General features: G+C 62.0%; 14 protein-coding genes. 5 read left to right on the forward strand and 9 right to left on the reverse strand.

Translation table 11 applies throughout. The annotated features are described in order from the left end of the window. Nucleotides 1-349 precede the first annotated feature (349 nt). On the forward strand, nt 350-2,419 hold the full coding sequence (locus tag VGD45_RS27165; protein WP_331158531.1) for a hypothetical protein: 2,070 nt from the start codon (nt 350-352) through the stop codon (nt 2,417-2,419). Between the two features lies 1 nt (nt 2,420). Here the strand turns inward: VGD45_RS27165 and VGD45_RS27170 are convergent, their stop codons facing one another. Genes VGD45_RS27170 through VGD45_RS27185 form a run of 4 tightly spaced genes read right to left on the reverse strand, consistent with a single transcriptional unit; the run spans nt 2,421 to nt 6,424 of the window. After that, nucleotides 2,421-2,927, reverse strand: a complete 507-nt coding sequence (locus VGD45_RS27170) for a carboxypeptidase-like regulatory domain-containing protein (RefSeq protein ID WP_331158532.1) — start codon at nt 2,925-2,927, stop codon at nt 2,421-2,423. Continuing rightward, nucleotides 2,896-3,606 carry a DUF4198 domain-containing protein gene (locus tag VGD45_RS27175; RefSeq protein WP_331158533.1) on the reverse strand — a complete coding sequence of 237 codons (711 nt, stop codon included), beginning with the start codon at nt 3,604-3,606 and terminating at the stop codon, nt 2,896-2,898. The genes VGD45_RS27170 and VGD45_RS27175 overlap by 32 nt, the downstream gene beginning before the upstream one ends. Nucleotides 3,607-3,634: 28 nt before the next feature. After that, a complete protein-coding gene (locus VGD45_RS27180; protein ID WP_331158534.1) occupies nt 3,635-5,659 on the reverse strand; it encodes a TonB-dependent receptor in 2,025 nt (674 codons plus the stop codon). Between the two features lie 27 nt (nt 5,660-5,686). Next, entirely contained in the window at nt 5,687-6,424 is a 738-nt protein-coding gene (locus VGD45_RS27185) for a HupE/UreJ family protein (RefSeq protein ID WP_331158535.1), read from the reverse strand. Between the two features lie 199 nt (nt 6,425-6,623). Between VGD45_RS27185 and nikR the strand changes: the two genes are divergently transcribed. Continuing rightward, complete coding sequence (gene nikR / locus VGD45_RS27190; RefSeq protein ID WP_331158536.1) at nt 6,624-7,082, forward strand: nickel-responsive transcriptional regulator NikR; 459 nt, start codon at nt 6,624-6,626, stop codon at nt 7,080-7,082. 75 nt (nt 7,083-7,157) lie between these two features. After that, a complete protein-coding gene (locus tag VGD45_RS27195) occupies nt 7,158-8,270 on the forward strand; it encodes an NADH:flavin oxidoreductase/NADH oxidase (RefSeq protein WP_331158537.1) in 1,113 nt (370 codons plus the stop codon). Here the strand turns inward: VGD45_RS27195 and VGD45_RS27200 are convergent. Next, a complete protein-coding gene (locus VGD45_RS27200; RefSeq protein WP_331158538.1) occupies nt 8,267-11,035 on the reverse strand; it encodes a serine/threonine-protein kinase in 2,769 nt (922 codons plus the stop codon). The genes VGD45_RS27195 and VGD45_RS27200 overlap by 4 nt on opposite strands. 272 nt (nt 11,036-11,307) lie before the next feature. Here VGD45_RS27200 and VGD45_RS27205 point away from each other — a divergent pair, with 272 nt between their 5' ends. Beyond that, the gene (locus VGD45_RS27205) at nt 11,308-11,775 is read left to right on the forward strand and encodes a hypothetical protein (protein ID WP_331158539.1); all 468 of its coding nucleotides are present in this window, start codon (nt 11,308-11,310) and stop codon (nt 11,773-11,775) included. 24 nt (nt 11,776-11,799) lie between these two features. Continuing rightward, nucleotides 11,800-11,979: a hypothetical protein gene (locus VGD45_RS27210; RefSeq protein WP_331158540.1), complete on the forward strand. Its 180-nt coding sequence runs from the start codon at nt 11,800-11,802 to the stop codon at nt 11,977-11,979. Between the two features lie 168 nt (nt 11,980-12,147). Here the strand turns inward: VGD45_RS27210 and VGD45_RS27215 are convergent, their stop codons facing one another. The 4 genes from VGD45_RS27215 to VGD45_RS27230 form a co-directional block, all read right to left on the reverse strand. Further along, on the reverse strand, nt 12,148-12,585 hold the full coding sequence (locus VGD45_RS27215; RefSeq protein WP_331158541.1) for a YciI family protein: 438 nt from the start codon (nt 12,583-12,585) through the stop codon (nt 12,148-12,150). 90 nt (nt 12,586-12,675) lie between these two features. After that, a complete protein-coding gene (locus tag VGD45_RS27220) occupies nt 12,676-14,337 on the reverse strand; it encodes a methyl-accepting chemotaxis protein (RefSeq protein ID WP_331158542.1) in 1,662 nt (553 codons plus the stop codon). 70 nt (nt 14,338-14,407) lie between these two features. After that, complete coding sequence (locus VGD45_RS27225; protein WP_331158543.1) at nt 14,408-14,830, reverse strand: hypothetical protein; 423 nt, start codon at nt 14,828-14,830, stop codon at nt 14,408-14,410. Nucleotides 14,831-14,842: 12 nt separating this feature from the next. Next, nucleotides 14,843-16,063, reverse strand: coding sequence for a hypothetical protein (locus VGD45_RS27230; RefSeq protein WP_331158544.1), 1,221 nt, complete (start codon nt 16,061-16,063; stop codon nt 14,843-14,845). Nucleotides 16,064-16,115 lie beyond the last annotated feature (52 nt).

The raw sequence follows: 16,115 nt of genomic DNA on the forward strand, positions 1-16,115 counted from the left end.
GCACGAACTTGCATCGTTGATCCATCGCATCGGTCTCGTTCCAGGCCATGGCAAAACCTCCTCGGTTCGCCAAGCGTGAACTACACCGGTGTAAACGATGAACCTGGACTGATGTGTAAAGGATGAACCTGGACCATACCGACCAGAAGACCCACCCCCTAACCCCCTCCCGTGAACGGGAGGGGGAACTAGATTTTTAATTTTTTCTATAACGGAGATTGAGAGAGAACACGCCGGCTTGTGTCCGCTGGCGAGGCTTTTGGCAACTCGGCTCTGAAAAAATTGCAGACTCAACGTTGCGACTCACGCGGCCTTGGAACGAGGCAATCGCGAGTGATACCTTGGAGCCATGGCTCGCATCGCATTCTTCATCGGCTGCCTGGCCGCCATCATCGCGTTGGCTGGCTGCGCGGGGATGAAACAAACGCCGGCGGCGCCGCCGGCCATGCGCTTTGAGATAGAAGAAGGTCTGAACATCAACAGCTTTGTGCGCGAAGGATCGGTCGCGGCACATCTGTTGTTGAGAGCGGGCACTGACCCGCGCATTCTCGTGGCGTTTCCTGCTGGCAACAGCGGCGTGGGCGTGTGGTTTAACAAGACTTCCGAGCCCGTCGCGTGGACATTTACTCGTGAGCCAACGCCGCTCAGCGAGAACGACGCGCAAGGGCGGCCTTTGCACGGCATCGAAACAGAAGTCGTCATCAACACGGACAGGCTCGACATCCGTGAAGCGGTGTTGTCGTCCGTGCGCGTGCTGCGCGATTATCAAGCGCTGGGCACCACGCCGGCGGATGTGAAGGTAGCGCCTACCGTCACCGGCAATCGCATCGTCTGGGCGCGATCACGACTGGATGGCGCTCCGGGTTATCGGCTCTCCATCGAAGCGCTCGATGGCGCCCGGGTTTCGAACCAGGCGATCACGGGCGACAAGAAAGGCCGTTTGCATCTGAAGATCGTGGCTCTGACCGGCGAAACACCGCTGACACCCATCGACGGCACCTCACTTTTGACAGCTGCCGCCGCACGCGACACGCGTGCGCGTGACATGCTCACATTCCTGAGCTATCGCGAGAAATACCTCGCTGGCTCCTGGCGCTTCGATACCTACTTCGGGCGCGACACGCTGATGTCACTCACATTGCTTGCGCCGGTGCTGCAGCACCTCGCGATCGAAAGCGGTATCGGCTCCGTGCTCTCGCGCCTCGCACCGAATGGGGAGGTCGCGCACGAAGAGGATATCGGCGAGTTCGCGGTGTTACGAAACGCCAAAGAGGGCCGTGGCTCGATCGACACGCCCATCTACGACTACGGGATGGTCGACGACGATTTCATGCTCGCGCCGGTCACCGCCAACTGGCTGCTCGACAACGAAGGACGCGTTCGCGCGCCAAAATTCCTGGACACTCCTAACGCAGCCGGGCAGCGAAATGGCGATGCACTCGTGCGTAACCTGCTTTGGGTCGTGGAACGCACGGCGGCGTTCGCGAACGATCCGCGACCGGCGAACCTCGTCGGCATCAAGGAAGGTCGCATGACGGGACAGTGGCGCGACAGCGAGGAAGGTCTAGGTCGCGGTCGATACGCCTATGATGTCAACGCGGTGTTCGTGCCCGCCGCGCTCGGCGCCGTCGACCGGTTGCTCGGGAGCGGCCTGCTCGATTCTTATCTCAACAACTCGCAGAAACGCACGTTGCAACAGGCCAGCACGCAGCGGCGCGTGTGGTCGAGCAAGGCGCCGCCGCTGTTCGTCGTCAAATTGCCGCCTGAGCAGGCTCGATCCAAAATCGCTGCGTATGCAGCCGCGATCGGCGTGGACGCCAGCAAACCTCTGTCAGCACTCGACGCGAGCTTGCGCGACGACTCACTAACGTTCAATGCGCTCTCGCTCGATGCCGCTGGCAAACCCACACCGGTCATGCATTCCGATGACGGCTTCGCGCTGCTGCTTACCTCGCCGACAGCAGCACAACTGGAGCGATCGATCGACGCCATCATTCGCCCGTTTCCCGCAGGCTTGTTGACCCCCATCGGTCTGCTGGTCGCCAACCCCGCCTTTGCAGATCGCGAAACCCAAGCGCGCTTCGGCAGAGACGCGTATCACGGCACGGTTGTTTGGTCGTGGCAGCAGGCAGTGCTCGCGGCCGGGCTCAGTCGGCAATTAGCGCGGAACGATCTGCCGGCGGATCTTCGGACGCGTTTACAAAGCGCACGCTCACAACTCTGGGCTTCCATAGAAGCGACCAACACACTGCGCACTTCGGAATTGTGGACGTGGTCATTCGAGAACGGCCGTTATCGGGCCGAGCCCTTCGGACAACACAACACCCACGCGGATGAGTCTAACGCCGCGCAACTCTGGAGCACGGTGTTCCTGTCCTTTCAACAGGCGGATTGGTCAGGCGCAGAACGCGCCGAATGATTCAGGAGTTGGCGGCATTGCGCCGGCGTGCGATCACGACCGGCACAATGGAAGCGAGGAGTAACAAGCCGATGACAGCCCAAGCTGGCGGCAACCACGATTGCTCTTCAGCCGCCGCTGCGTCGGTCTCGATGAGACGCGGGCGCGCGTCCGCGACAGCCTCGATCTCGATGTCCACACCATGACCTTCGGCTGCATACGCCGAGACGCGATAACGATGACCCGAGGCGACGGGAAAGCTGAACTTGCCGTTATCGTCGGTCTCACCAGCCACTGCCGTCGCATTTGGCGTCGAGAGATCCATCAGCTCGACGGATTCGCGCACCGCCAACTCGCCGTTGGAGTAATAAACGGTTCCTTCGATGCGATCGCCGACATGCTTGGCGTCGAGCAGCAGGCCGTGCGCGAACGCGAGACAAGGCAGCAGCAGGACCAGACAAGCGAGCCAGCGCGACGGGCCGATGTAGCGCATGCTGTTACTTCGCGTCGAAGCCAAAGGAATATTCATAGCTCAGCTCGGTATATTTCGGATTGTCCTTGACGGGAATGCGCTTGCCCGCCCACAGGCGGTTGAAACCAGCCTTGGGTACGAACGCCGCCACGCCGTCGGCATCGGTCACTGGATCGGCCGCCGTGCCCTCCTCGCCGTGCCCGAGTTTCACACCTGCCACCGGCTTGCCGTCCTGGAGCACGCGAATGCGAAACGGCTGACCGGCGGCCGGTTGTTTGGCAGTCAGCGGAACGACCTCGAAGGGCTGCCCGATGACTTTGGTGACCAGCGGCGACCAGGCCACCACCGTCTTGTGATATTTGACCGCATAGGTTGCACGCGTCGCGCCGGGCACTTCGTTCATGGGCTTCTCCACACTCGGCCCAGTCGCTGGTCTGCTGTGAATGCCGTTATCGAAATGCATGGCGATCATAGCTGGCGCGCCATCCACATGCAGACGCACGCCGTCGGCGACGACATTGCGGTTCACTGCCAGCGCCTTGCCTTGTTTATCCATCGCGTCGATCTGCTTCAGCTTCTCGGGCTGGTAGCTTTCGAGCTTGCCGGCGTGGCCACCGAATCGGACCTGAAAGTCCGTCCCGCTGACAGACTCCAGCCACACGGTATGAGCGAATACGGTGGTGCTGCCACAGGCAAGAACCGCAGCGAGGATCAGCCGTCGTGACTTTGCAAACATACTACACATCCATCAGGAAAGAGGCCTATCAAAAATCGAACTGAATACCAGCGCGCAGCGAGCGCGGCATGCCGGGAGCGAACAGCAATTGGCCGCCGATGACAGAAACGGAAGTCGCATACTTCTCATCGGTGACATTGTCGAGCCGGGCATACACGCGATAGCCACGCTCGCCTGGACGAGTGTATGAAACTCCGATATCGAGCAAATCGTAGCTGTCGGCTTGCAGCGTATTGAGCGCGTCCACCTCGTACTCACCCACGTAGCGCCAAGCCGCGTTGATGCTCCAGTCGGCGAACGGCCGGAACGTGACATCGACACTGCCGGAATTCTCGGGCACGCCAGCGACTGACAGACCCAACAACCTCGTATCGGCGTTCTGTTCTACTTCGGTATCCGTAAGGCCATACACAGCCGCGAGCTCGAAGCTCTCCATCGGGCGCCACCTCGCGCTCGCTTCCACTCCCTCGCGCAGCGTCGCACCGAAGTTCTCGTACACACCGGGCGAAACCGTACGGACCTCACCGGTCGACTTCAGCCGATAGCCGACGAGATCGAATTCGAACGCATCGTTCGCGACGAAGCGCGCGCCGATCTCCGTCTGACGGAATATGTTTTCATCCAGCGGCTGGCCGCCAATCGCGTACTTCACGAAGCCGTTGGGCAACGCAAAACCTTCCGCCCAGCTGGCGCGCAGCTGCAGCCAGTCGGTGACTTGCGAATGCAGCCCAACTTTCGGACTCACGTGCTCTGCCTGATTCAGCGCCCCGCAAGGATCCGTGCCCGTCTCAGAGCCCTGCAACTCACAACCGCCAGTGAACCGATCCGCGCGCAGCCCCACAGACAGCTGCGCCAGCGGATGTACGTTCGCCCGCACCTCGGTGAACGCCGAAATGCTGTTGAGATCGGTCTCGCGATCCGACTGCGCCGGCTGAATACGACGGCGACGATCCAAACCATCGAAGAACTTGTATTCGGTCGACTCGCGAAATGTCTCGATGCCCGCGATATAGCTGACCGGCACAGATGCGAGCGCGGTCACGCCATTGAGGCTCGTGCCCGCGCCGAACACGCTGCGATCGTAGGTCTCTTCGCGCTGACGCCAGGTTGTCGCGTTCACCGGGCGCGAGAACCAACGGGTGAAATCCTGCTGCGTGGTGTACGCGAACGTCAGCAACTTGAGATCGCCCGTGATCTCGTAGTTCACATCGCCCCGAACCGTCAGGAACTCCTTGTCCGCGCCATCGTTCTGAACTCTCGAATCGATCCCGCGGCGGTCGCTCTGAAACTGTTCCTGAGTCAAATACGAGGCGGAATCGCTTTCCGATTGCAGATAGCGCGACGACAACGCCACCTGCAACGCTGGCGTTACTTCCGCCGACCAGCGCCCGGAGAACGTGCCGCGTTGAGTCTCGCTTTGCGGCCGATAACTGTCCGTTCGAAATAACTGGCCCGCCAGATTGATCTGCTGAGTTTCGCCCAACGTCGTACCGTACGCGCCTTGCAGATCGACCGTGTCGTAAGAGCCCAACGACAAATCGGTCTGCGCGTACTCGCCGCTCTTGCGTGTTTGAATATCCACCAGGCCGCCGCGGTTGTAATTGCCATACAACGCCGACACCGGCCCTTTGAAAACCGTGAACGATTCGATCTCGAGTGGCACGACCGCGTTGAGATCGACGTAGCCATCGGCGTGTGACATCGCTTCGTTGAGCGGAATGCCGTCGATCACCGCGCCCAGGTCGCCGCCGTGTCCGCCGCTGCCGAAACCGCGAATGACGATGTTGCTCGCCACGGAACCGAGCTGCAGATCGCGCACGACCATGCCCGGCACGAGCCTGAACAACTCATCCACGTCGGCGTAGGCTTGCTCTCGAATTGCTTCCGTGCTCAGCACAGTGGCGCTGAACGCCGAATCTTCGGCGCGCAGTAGCTGCCCCTTAACGACGACTTCATCGATGGCGGCATCGGTCGACGCCGTCTCCGCCGAAGCGCCGAGCGACATCGATGCGAGCGCGACCGCTACAGCCCATCGCACTACGCTATTCGACATGTACACCGGCACGATAGGTCTCCGCTATCAAGAGATGGTTTGGACGCCGTGCATGGCAGCCTCGACATCCTCCCCGGATGTGAAATAGCCATGCACTTGCAGCGCCAGCAAAACGGCGCTCGCAGCGATCAGCGCGCCGTTGGTGACACGTGTGATCAATGGAAAACTGGTGCTCGTGCGCCACACTTTGACGACCGCGGTCATCGCGGTGAGCGCGGCGATCTGACCGAGCTCGACGCCGACATTGAAAGCAAAGATCTTCGTCACCAGCTCGGGGTCCTTCGCCAACGTCATCTGCTGCAGGCGGGTGGACAAACCGAAGCCGTGAATCAGGCCGAAAATGAACACCATGGCCAGCAGATTCGGCGCGGGCCTGCCAAACAAGCGGCGAAAGCCGTCGAGGTTCTCGATCGCCTTATAGGTCACCGTCAATGCAATGACTGCATCCACGAGATAAGGATTCGCGGTGATGCCCGTCAGGGTCGCAAACAGCAACGTGATGGTGTGGCCGGCCGTGAACGCCGTGATGAACACCACGATCTGGCTGAAGCGCGTGAGAAACAACATCACGCCGAGCAGGAACAGCAAGTGATCGTAGCCGGTGAGCATGTGCTCCGCGCCGATCCACGCGACATCGAAGAATCCGCCGATCAGCATGCGCTGCTGCGCCTGTTCGCTGACCGAATGAGCCATCGCGGCCGTGGCGAGCAGCAGGCTCGCCACGGCAAACACTGCTCCCAATATCGATGGAAATCGACGCTTCACCGTCGCCCACGCCCCTTCTAGTGTTATTCGCGTTCGAACCAGCCGAGGCGCGATCACGGTGTATGATGATTTCAGAATATTTCATACTTGTTTCAAAGCGACAACTTTTTCATCGCTTCCATGTCACTCGCGAATGACTGCATTCGTTTGAGTTATGCTGCGGCCTGCGTCATTCCAGGATATTCGACAAGAGTGCGCCATGCGACGACTGACCATTTCCATCGACGACGATCTCGCCGACACTTTCGACCGGTTCATGCAGGACAAGGGTTATCAGAACCGCTCGGAAGCGTTTCGCGATCTGCTGCGTGGTGAGCTGGATCGCGACAGTGTCGATCACGGCGGCGCGCGACATTGCGTGGCTGCGTTGAGCTACGTGTACAACCATCACGAGCGCCAGCTCGCAGGACGGCTCGCCCAGCTGCAGCACGATCATCACGACGTCACTGTCTCGACGATGCACGCACACCTGGATCACGACAATTGCATCGAGACCATGATCCTCCGCGGACACACACAGGAAGTCGTGCAATTCGCGCAAGCGCTGATCGCCGAGAAAGGCGTGCGTCATGGAAAGTGCAGCGTCATTCCGGTGGAGTCGGACACCAACGGACACGCCCATCACCACCGACACGTTCACCTACGACCGCACCGGTAAACACGCACTTATCCTCGATGCGTTGTCACCGGGGCTCTCCCGATGGAGAATCGGCAGCCAGATCCGGAGACGACCATGCGCACCAAACTGTTCACGCCCGCCCAAGTTGGGCCGATCACGCTCGCCAATCGCATCGTGATCGCGCCCATGTGCCAGTACTCGGCCAAGGACGGCTGCATGACGGACTGGCACCAGATGCATCTGGGACAACTGGCGCTCTCCGGCGCCGGGTTGCTCACTATCGAAGCGACCGCGGTCAAACCCGAAGGCCGGATCACCTATGCGGATGTAGGTTTGTATTCCGACGCATGCGAGCAGGCGATGCGTCGCGTGCTCGAATCGGTGCGGCGCTGGTCAGACATGCCCATTGCCATCCAGCTGGGGCATGCGGGCCGCAAGGCTTCTACCGAAGTGCCATGGAAAGGTAGCGCACACCTGCCGGTCGATCATGCGAATGGCTGGCGCACCGAAGCGCCGTCCGCCATGGGTTTCCACGACAGTGATGCCGCACCGATGGCTTTGGATCGCGAAGGTCTCGCTCGCGTGCGAGATGCATTCGTCGACGCCTCGCGGCGTTCGGTTCGCCTCGGGCTGGATGCGATTCAGCTGCACTCGGCGCATGGTTATCTGCTGCATCAGTTCCTGTCGCCGTTGTCGAATCGCCGCGACGATGAATACGGCGGCTCGCTGGAAAACCGCATGCGTTTCCCGCTGGAAGTATTCGAAGCCGTGCGCGCCGTCGTTCCTGCCAATGTGGCGGTGAGTATCAGAGTCTCCGGCACCGACTGGGCGCCGAACGGCTGGGACGTGGAGCAGACAGTCGAGTACGCCCGTGCGCTCGAAGCCCGTGGCTGCAATGCCATTCACGTTTCGAGCGGCGGGCTGACGCCCACACAGCAGATCCCGGTCGGCCCCGGCTACCAGGTTCCGCTCGCGCGAGCGGTGAAAGCCGCGGTGAAAATGCCGGTGGTCGCAGTGGGTCTGATCTCGGACTTCGAGCACGCCGAGTCCGTGCTCGTTGCAGGCGATGCGGACTTCATCGCGCTTGCCCGCGCCATGCTCTACAACCCTCGCTGGCCGTGGCATGCCGCCGCTCACTTCGGCGCGCGTGTGAAAGCGCCCTCTCAATATCTGCGTTCGCAGCCCGCACGTTTTCGCGGGTTGTTCGACTTGCGCGCAGACGACTAAATCTTAGGCTTGGAGTCGTCGGCCTGGGCCGGCTTGCCCTGATAGCCGGGCCGCGGGCCGATCACCATAGCGTCGAGCTTGTTGCGCTGATTGGTGTCGGTATAGAAACGTGACATGCGATCGCGAGCTCGCTCCACCGTTTCGCGATCGACGCCGTTGGCGGCCGTGATGATTTGCAAGCTGTTGAACAGATACCGCTCCGCTTCCTGATTGCGGCCTTCGCGATGGAGCACCTCGCCCAGCGCATTCGCGGAGCGCGCCGAACGCCATTCGGGCGCATCGGTGCGCTTCCAACGATTCATGGCAGCGGTGAACAGCGCCTCGGCGTCACCGAGCTTGCCCATACCGGCGAGCGCTTCACCCAAGTAGTGCTCCGCCGATGCAACGTACTCGTGATCGGGCGGCAGGCTCTTGGCGAACAAGTCGAGCGTGCTGCGAAGAATCTCCTCCGCCTCGCCAAACTTCGATTGCTTGAGCAGCACCGTGCCCAGCATGGTTTGCAGATAACCGATTTTGCCGTACGCCGTGCTGCCTGAATCGCGATGGGCGGCGAGCGCCTCCCGAACGAAACCTTCGGCGGCATTGGGATCGCCTTGCGCCGAGCGCACCTGCGCCAACGAAGCCAACGTATCCGCGACCTTGCTGTTCGATTTGTACAGCAGGCGCTGCGCAGTCAACGTGCGCTCGAAGATAGGCGCAGCTTCGGCGATGCGCCCCTGGTACAACAGAATCTCGGCGAGGTGATAGTCGGCCTTGATGCGGTCGGGATGCAGCTCCGCCACTTCGCGATAGATATCGACTGCTTCTCGCGCCGCCGCTTCGGCGCCCGCCAGATCGTCCGACCAGGCCAGGATGTTGGCGAGCTCGCTCAAGATGCTGCCGACTTCGGGATCGCGCGGGCCGCGCGCAATGCGCATCAGTTCCAGCGCCTTGGTGAAGGAGGCATGCGCCTGCGCGGTGTTACTGCGCAGGTTCTCGAGCCGGCCATTCTCCACCAGCAGCTTGGCCGTCACTTGCGGATCGCTCTCGCCGGACAGCTGGATCATGTGCTGGGCTTCGCTGAACAGCTGATCCGATTCCTTGAACTGCCCCGCCTCGCGCTTGGCAATCGCAAGCTCGATCATCAGAGAGGCGGTGCGCGGATTCTCGCCGGGCTGCAGCTGCCGTTGCAGGCGCAAGGCATTTTCCAGCTGCGGCAAGGCCCGATCGGGCAAGCCCATGCGGCGATAGGCGATGCCGATGGTTTCCAACAACGGCGCGCGCACTTCCGGCTGCACTTCCAGATCGGTCTCGATCGAACGGCTGGCTTGGTCCAGCACGTCGCGGGCGGTCTGCTCGCGGCCGAAATTCACGAACGGATCGGCGGCCGCGAACATGTTACGCATGAAGCCCGAAACCTTTTCGGCTCGCTCCTTCTCCTGCGTGGCCAGTTCGAGCGCGGCCTGAGTCTCCGAGCGCTGATACGACATCACCGCCGACACGCCGATGAGAAACATCACGAAGCTGGCGCTGGCGGCCACCGCCAGCCGGTTACGGCGGACGAACCGATTCGTGTAGTAGACCCAGTTGCCCTGCCGCGCCTGGACCGGCTCGCTGGTCAGATAGCGACGGATGTCGGCGATCAGCTGTTCGACCGAGCTGTAACGCAGCTCCGGCTCTTTGCGCAGGGCGCGCATGACGATGGCGTCGAGATCGCCGAGCAGGCTGCGTTCCAGCTTTTCCGGCGTCGAACCGCGAGCCGACGCCAAAGAGAAAATCGAAAGGTCGTCCTCTTTCGGCGTCGTGCCCAGAGCCCCGTGCACGGCGGCGCTCGGGCGCATGGGATCGGTGACGCAGATGGCGCGCTCCAGCTCCAGCTGGCTGGCCGCCGAATGGGACAACGTGTACGGACGCAATCCGGTCAGCAGCTGATAGAGCACGACGCCGAGCGAATAAACATCGCTCGCGGTGGTCACCGGCTTGCCAAGGATTTGTTCGGGGCTCGCATACTCGGGCGTGAGCAGGCGATCGTTCATGCGCGTCAGGTCGGACGGCTTGGTCAGGTCGCTCGCGTCCAGCAGCTTGGCGATGCCGAAGTCGAGCAGCTTGGGCTCGCCCTCGCCGGTCACCAGAATGTTGGCCGGCTTGATGTCACGATGGACGATCAGGTTCTGGTGCGCGTACTGCACCGCCCCGCACACTTCTAGAAACAATTCGAGCCGCGCTCGCAGGTCCAGCTGCTTCCGGTCGCAATACTGGTCCACGGTTTCGCCGTGGACGTATTCCATCACCAGATACGGCTGATGCTCTTCGGTTTCGCCGGCGTCGAGCAGTCGGGCGATGTTGGGATGGTTGAGGCTCGCGAGGATCTGCCGCTCGGCACGGAAGCGCGGGCCGAACGCGGCGGCGGCGCTCTCATCGATGATCTTGAGCGCGACCCGGCCGGAATATTGCTGGTCGGCTCGTTCGCCGAGATAGACGGTTCCGGAACCGCCGCGGCCGAGCACCGAAACGATCTGGTATTGGCCGATGACCCGGCCCAGCAACGAACGGCCGGCGGGCTGGGCCGAGCTGTGGAATGCATGACCGATGGCGCGGGAAATCGGCCCGGTGCCGTGCTGGGTCATGGCGAAGGTCACCAGGTCCAGCAGCTCCTGCAATTCCTCGGGATTCGAGGCGTGCTCGCGCACGAATGACTCTCGCTCGGCGCGCTGCAGTTTCGTCGCTTTGGCGAACAGATCTTCTATTCGCTTCCAGCGTTGTTCCGGCGCACTCGGGGGGGTCATGACTCCATCGGTGACTTCGTTCGTTTCAGGCCGCAGCGCAACGCTCGACACCCAGGCATTCCATCGAAAAACACGCGAACAAATGAGTTACGGGGCCTCATTTTTGAAACGACGAGATATGTGAAATCCACGTAGAGCGAGGCCCAGGTGAGATTCAGGGTTCCCCTGAATATCCATTTTGTGACGTATGTTCCACTATCTGTGTGACGGACGTCACATGACTTCCCGCCGAGATGTCGAGCGACCTACTTATGTTATCTGGAGAGTTTGTCATGCGTAGTGCCCCGATCGCCGCGTTGTTTGCAGCCGTGAGTTCGATTCTGGCCAATCCTGTTCTGGCCGATGACACCGGCGGCGCCAAGCGCCCCCTGTTCCAGCTCACCGACGATACCGGCGGTGGCAAGCGCCCCCTGTTTGCCGATGATACCGGCGGCGCCAAGCGTCCCCTGTTTGCCGATGACACCGGCGGCGCCAAGCGCCCCTTGTTCCAGCTCGCCGACGATACCGGCGGCGCGAAGCGTCCTCTGTTTGCCGATGACACTGGCGGCGCCAAGCGTCCCCTGTTCCAACTGACCGATGACACCGGCGGCGCCAAGCGGCCTCTGCTCGTCGATGACACTGGCGGCGCGAAGCGTCCGCTGTTCCAGCTCACCGACGACACCGGCGGCGCCAAGCGTCCCCTGCTCCAGCTCGCCGACGATACCGGCGGTGCGAAGCGTCCCCTGCTGGCGGCGGGTTAATCGGTCAAATCAAGGAGCACAGTCATGAAAAAGCTTTTCGTTCTTGCCCTCGGCATCCTGGCTCTGGTCCCGGTCGTCTCCGGCACGATGGTTCCGGCTGACGCGAGCGCCACTTCGATGGCCCAGACTACGGATCTCACCCCGGAACTGGCGCAGGCTCTGCAGGCTCAGGCTTCGTCCGGTTCTCTGTCCCGCCCGTTGTGATATGCGCACCGGGTGGACAAGCGGGCGGTCCAGCACGGTCTAGATAACAAAATCCAGCCCCACCGAAAAGGCGCGCGGCCCCACGAAAGTTTGGGCCGCGCGCCTTAAATACCCCGTCTTTCGACAGTCACTCTTATAGATGACCGCGACGGCCCCAGTGGCCCGCCGCTACTGCTTGCCCTGCTGCCGTTCGATCTCGACGCGCATGCGCTCTTCCCGCTCCTGCAGCTCCGGAGTGAATTCGGCGCCGAAGTCTTCCGCCTCGAAGAACGGACGGATTTCGATCTCCGTGTCTTCGCCGGGCATGGGATGCGGGCAGCGGTTGACCCATTCGATGGCCTCGTCCATGGACTTGACCTGCCAGATCCAGTAGCCGGCGATGACTTCCTTGGTCTCGGCGAAGGGCCCGTCGATCACCAGCCGCTTGTCCCCGACGAACCGCACCTTCTTACCCTGGCTGCTCGGCTTCAGCCCATCCCCGCCCAACATGACGCCGGCCTGCACCAGCGCCTCGTTGAACTTGGTCATGTCCGCCAGCAACTGCTCGCTCGGCATCACACCGGCTTCGGTGCTCTTGGTCGCCTTGATGATTACCATGACTCGCATGTCGGATCTCCTGGTTTAAGTGAGGAACTGGCTAAAAGACGCCGAGGCGCCCACCAGACCGACACTCTCCGACACGATTTTCCACCGGGATCAGAACTCCTGCCACTCAACGTCCGAACCGGCGGCCTTCTTCACGGGCTGGGGCGCTGGCGTCACCACCGGCTTGGTGCTTGCGACGCGAACCGGCTTGGGCGCAGGGGTTGCGGCCGGGGCGCGAGCGACCGTCTGATTTCCGCTCTCGCGGATCTTGAAGACCGTGATCAGGGCGGTGAGCTTGCGAGCCTGCTCGCTCATCGAGGCCGCCACCGCGGAAGTCTCCTCCGCCATGGCCGCGTTCTGCTGAGTCGATTCGTCCATCTGCGTGATGGCGCCGTTCACCTGGTCGAGGCCGGAGGCCTGCTGCTGACTGGCCGAGGAAATCTCGCCGATGATGTCGGCGACCTTCTTCGCCGCCGAGACGATGTCGGTCAGGTGCTGACCCGATTCGTCGACCAGCTTGGTGCCGTCCTGAACCTTGGACACCGAGTCCTGAATGAGCTCTTTGATTTCACGCGCCGCCGTCGCGCTACGCTGCGCGAGACTGCGCACTTCCGACGCGACAACCGCGAAACCACGACCTTGCTCGCCGGCACGCGCCGCTTCGACGGCCGCGTTCAACGCGAGCAGGTTGGTCTGGAATGCGATCTCGTCGATGACGCCGATGATGTCCGCGATCTTGCGGCTGGAGGCATTGATCTCCGCCATCGCAGTCACCGCACGAGCAGCGACAGCGCCGCCGCGCTCCGCCTGATCACGCGCTTCGCTCGCGAGCTGATTGGCGTGACGCGCATTGTCGGCGTTGCGCTTCACCGTGACGGTCATCTCTTCCATGCTCGACGCGGTTTCTTCCAGGCTGGCCGCCTGATCCGACGTGCGGGTGCTCAGACGCTCGATGCCCGAATTGATATCGCCAGCCGCGGAGTCCACCGCGCCGGAGGTGATACGCACATCCTGAATCAGCGTGCCGAGCTTCTGGCGCAGCGTCTCGATTCCATGCAACAGACTGGAATCATCGCCCTGGCGCAAGTTGACCACCGCCGTGAAGTCGCCGCCCGCGATCGTGCGCACGATCTGCACGGCCACTTCAGGCTCGCCGCCGAGGCTGCGGAAAACATTGCCGATCAACACCCACGAACCGACGCCCAACACCAGCAGCATGACGGCTGCCGTGACCAGACTGGCGATCAGGCTGCGATGCACGTTGTCCGTGCCGCTCGTGAGCAAGGAACGAAATTCGCCGATGGCCGCTTCCTGAGCCTGCGTCAGCCCGGCGGTCAACGCTTCATTGGACTTCTGCATGCGAGCGATGGCCGTAGTGGCGTCACCGGTCTCGCTGCCGAGCATGATCCGCGTCGCCGAGGTAGCGGCGGAATAGTATTCATCGAACGAGCTGCTCAGATCGCTCGCGAGAGTGCTCTCGGCGTCGACAGCGCCGAGTTGCTTGAGCGAATCGCGCAGCTTGATCGCGTGCTCGGCCGCGGCGCCAATCGCATTCTGATCGCCTTCCGCCACGGCGCGCTGCAGGGACTCCTGCACATCCACCAGCTCCGAGCGCACGACTCGCAGCGCTTCGACGGTCGGGTATTGGACCTTCTCCACTCGCACCAGCGCCGCCGAGGTCCTGGACGTCATTTGCGAGCTGACGGCGATGCCGATCATGATGATCACGGCCGTCATGATGGGAAGCATCCAGATGCGATGTTTGAATTTCATTGCTGTTACTTACAAACACACCAGAGAGAGCGGCTGACGGCGCAACGGCGCGCCGCCAGCCACTGGATCGTTACAGCTTCAGCACGGCTTTGACCGAGCCGTCCACCGCGCTCGAGTCGATATAGCCGATGGCCTTCGGATCCGAAGCCACGAACGCCTTCACATCGGCATCGCTCTTCAGTTCTTTCGGCGGCGTGCCCTTACCCGTGAAGGTCAAGCGCGCCCAGGTCGCTTTGGCCTGCGCGGCCGAGCGGCCCGTGGCCTTCTCGTAGAACGTGCCGCGAATGCCGGCGGATTCCGGCTGGTCGGCCAGCGCGGCCGCGCTGCCGTCGGGGAACGTGTTCGAATTGCCCAGATACAGCGCCGCCACCTGCTCCGCCGACAGATTCGCCGCCGGATTCTTCGGGTTGACGATCACGATCACCTCGGCGTTCGCGCCGGCCGCGGCCAGCGTCAACGCGCACACACTCAAAATCGTTTTCAAACTACGCATTGCGAATGGACCTTAGAAAATGAAGTCGAAGGAGGCGCTGATCATGTCCACCTTGCCATCGAAGCCCGGCTGCACGTTGTTCAGGTTGCCGCGGCCGTCGGCGTCGATGTGATCGAACTGCAGCTTCACCAGCGCGCCCTTGACGACGGAGAACGACGGGACTTCGTAGCGCACGCCGACGCTGTAGCTGTCCTGATCGGTGCCGCCAGCAGCGGCGATCACCGCGTTCACGGTCGCGTTGAGAGCGGCCAGCGGGCCGGTTGACGGAATGGCGTTGGTGGTGAAGCCCTGATCGCGACGCTGACCGGCCAGCGTGGCGTACGGCATGAAGCTGCCGAAGCGACGGCCGTAGGTGATGTACGCGGCGCTACGATCCGGCAACACGTAGTTGCCGTCGGCGCTGGTTTCGGCGTATTCGGTGGCGACGAAATTCGTGCCATCGTCGAACTGCACGCCGAGGCTCAGGTTTTCAACCTGCGCGCCGTCGATGCTGAGACGGCTGACTTCGCCCGCGCAGCCACCGCACATGCTGACCGGCACTGCGAGCAACGCATTCGTCAGCGCGGCGAGGGAATTCCTATCCGACTCGAGATCGACCTGCGAGTAACCGACGCGAGCCTGCCACGAGCCGAGGTTGACAGTGGTCGCGAGACCTTTCCATTCCGGCACATCGATGGTCTGGGAGCTGACGTCGACTTCGCTGTCGCCGAAGTAGGGGTTGAAGGTCACGGTGAACGCGCCCAGCTGCGTGCTCCACGTCACATCGACGCCGCGGATCTGATAAACAGGCGAGAGGTTATAAACTTCCAGCGGCGCACGCACCCACGTGTTGGCGTAGCCGATGAAGATCGAATCGGAATACATGAAGGTCGGCGCGCGCAGATAGCCGGCGCGGAAACTCAGGTTCTGGGTCGCCTTGGCGCGAACGTACGCCCAGTCCAGACGCGGTTCCCAATCGCCGGTGAGATCGGCATAGGCCACGCCCTGCACGGTGGCCGAGAACATCTCGTTGAACTTCGCGCTCACCTGCACGCCGAGCTTGGAGTCGGTTTCGAACGAACCATCCTTGTCGATGCCGTCGGGCTGCGATGTGTAACCAACGTCGGCCAGGTCGGTGTCGGACTGCGAATAAGCAGCGGTGGAGAAGCCGCTGTATGAGAAGTCCACCGCGGACGCCACCGTCGGCAACGCTGCCGCTACGGCCATCGCGATAAGAGAAAAACGTGAGGACATGCGTGAAAAACTCCGATAGTTGTATAGCCAGGAGCGCGCTGGCCCCATGACA

The organism is Steroidobacter sp., from assembly GCF_036402275.1.
Taxonomy (GTDB): domain Bacteria; phylum Pseudomonadota; class Gammaproteobacteria; order Steroidobacterales; family Steroidobacteraceae; genus Steroidobacter.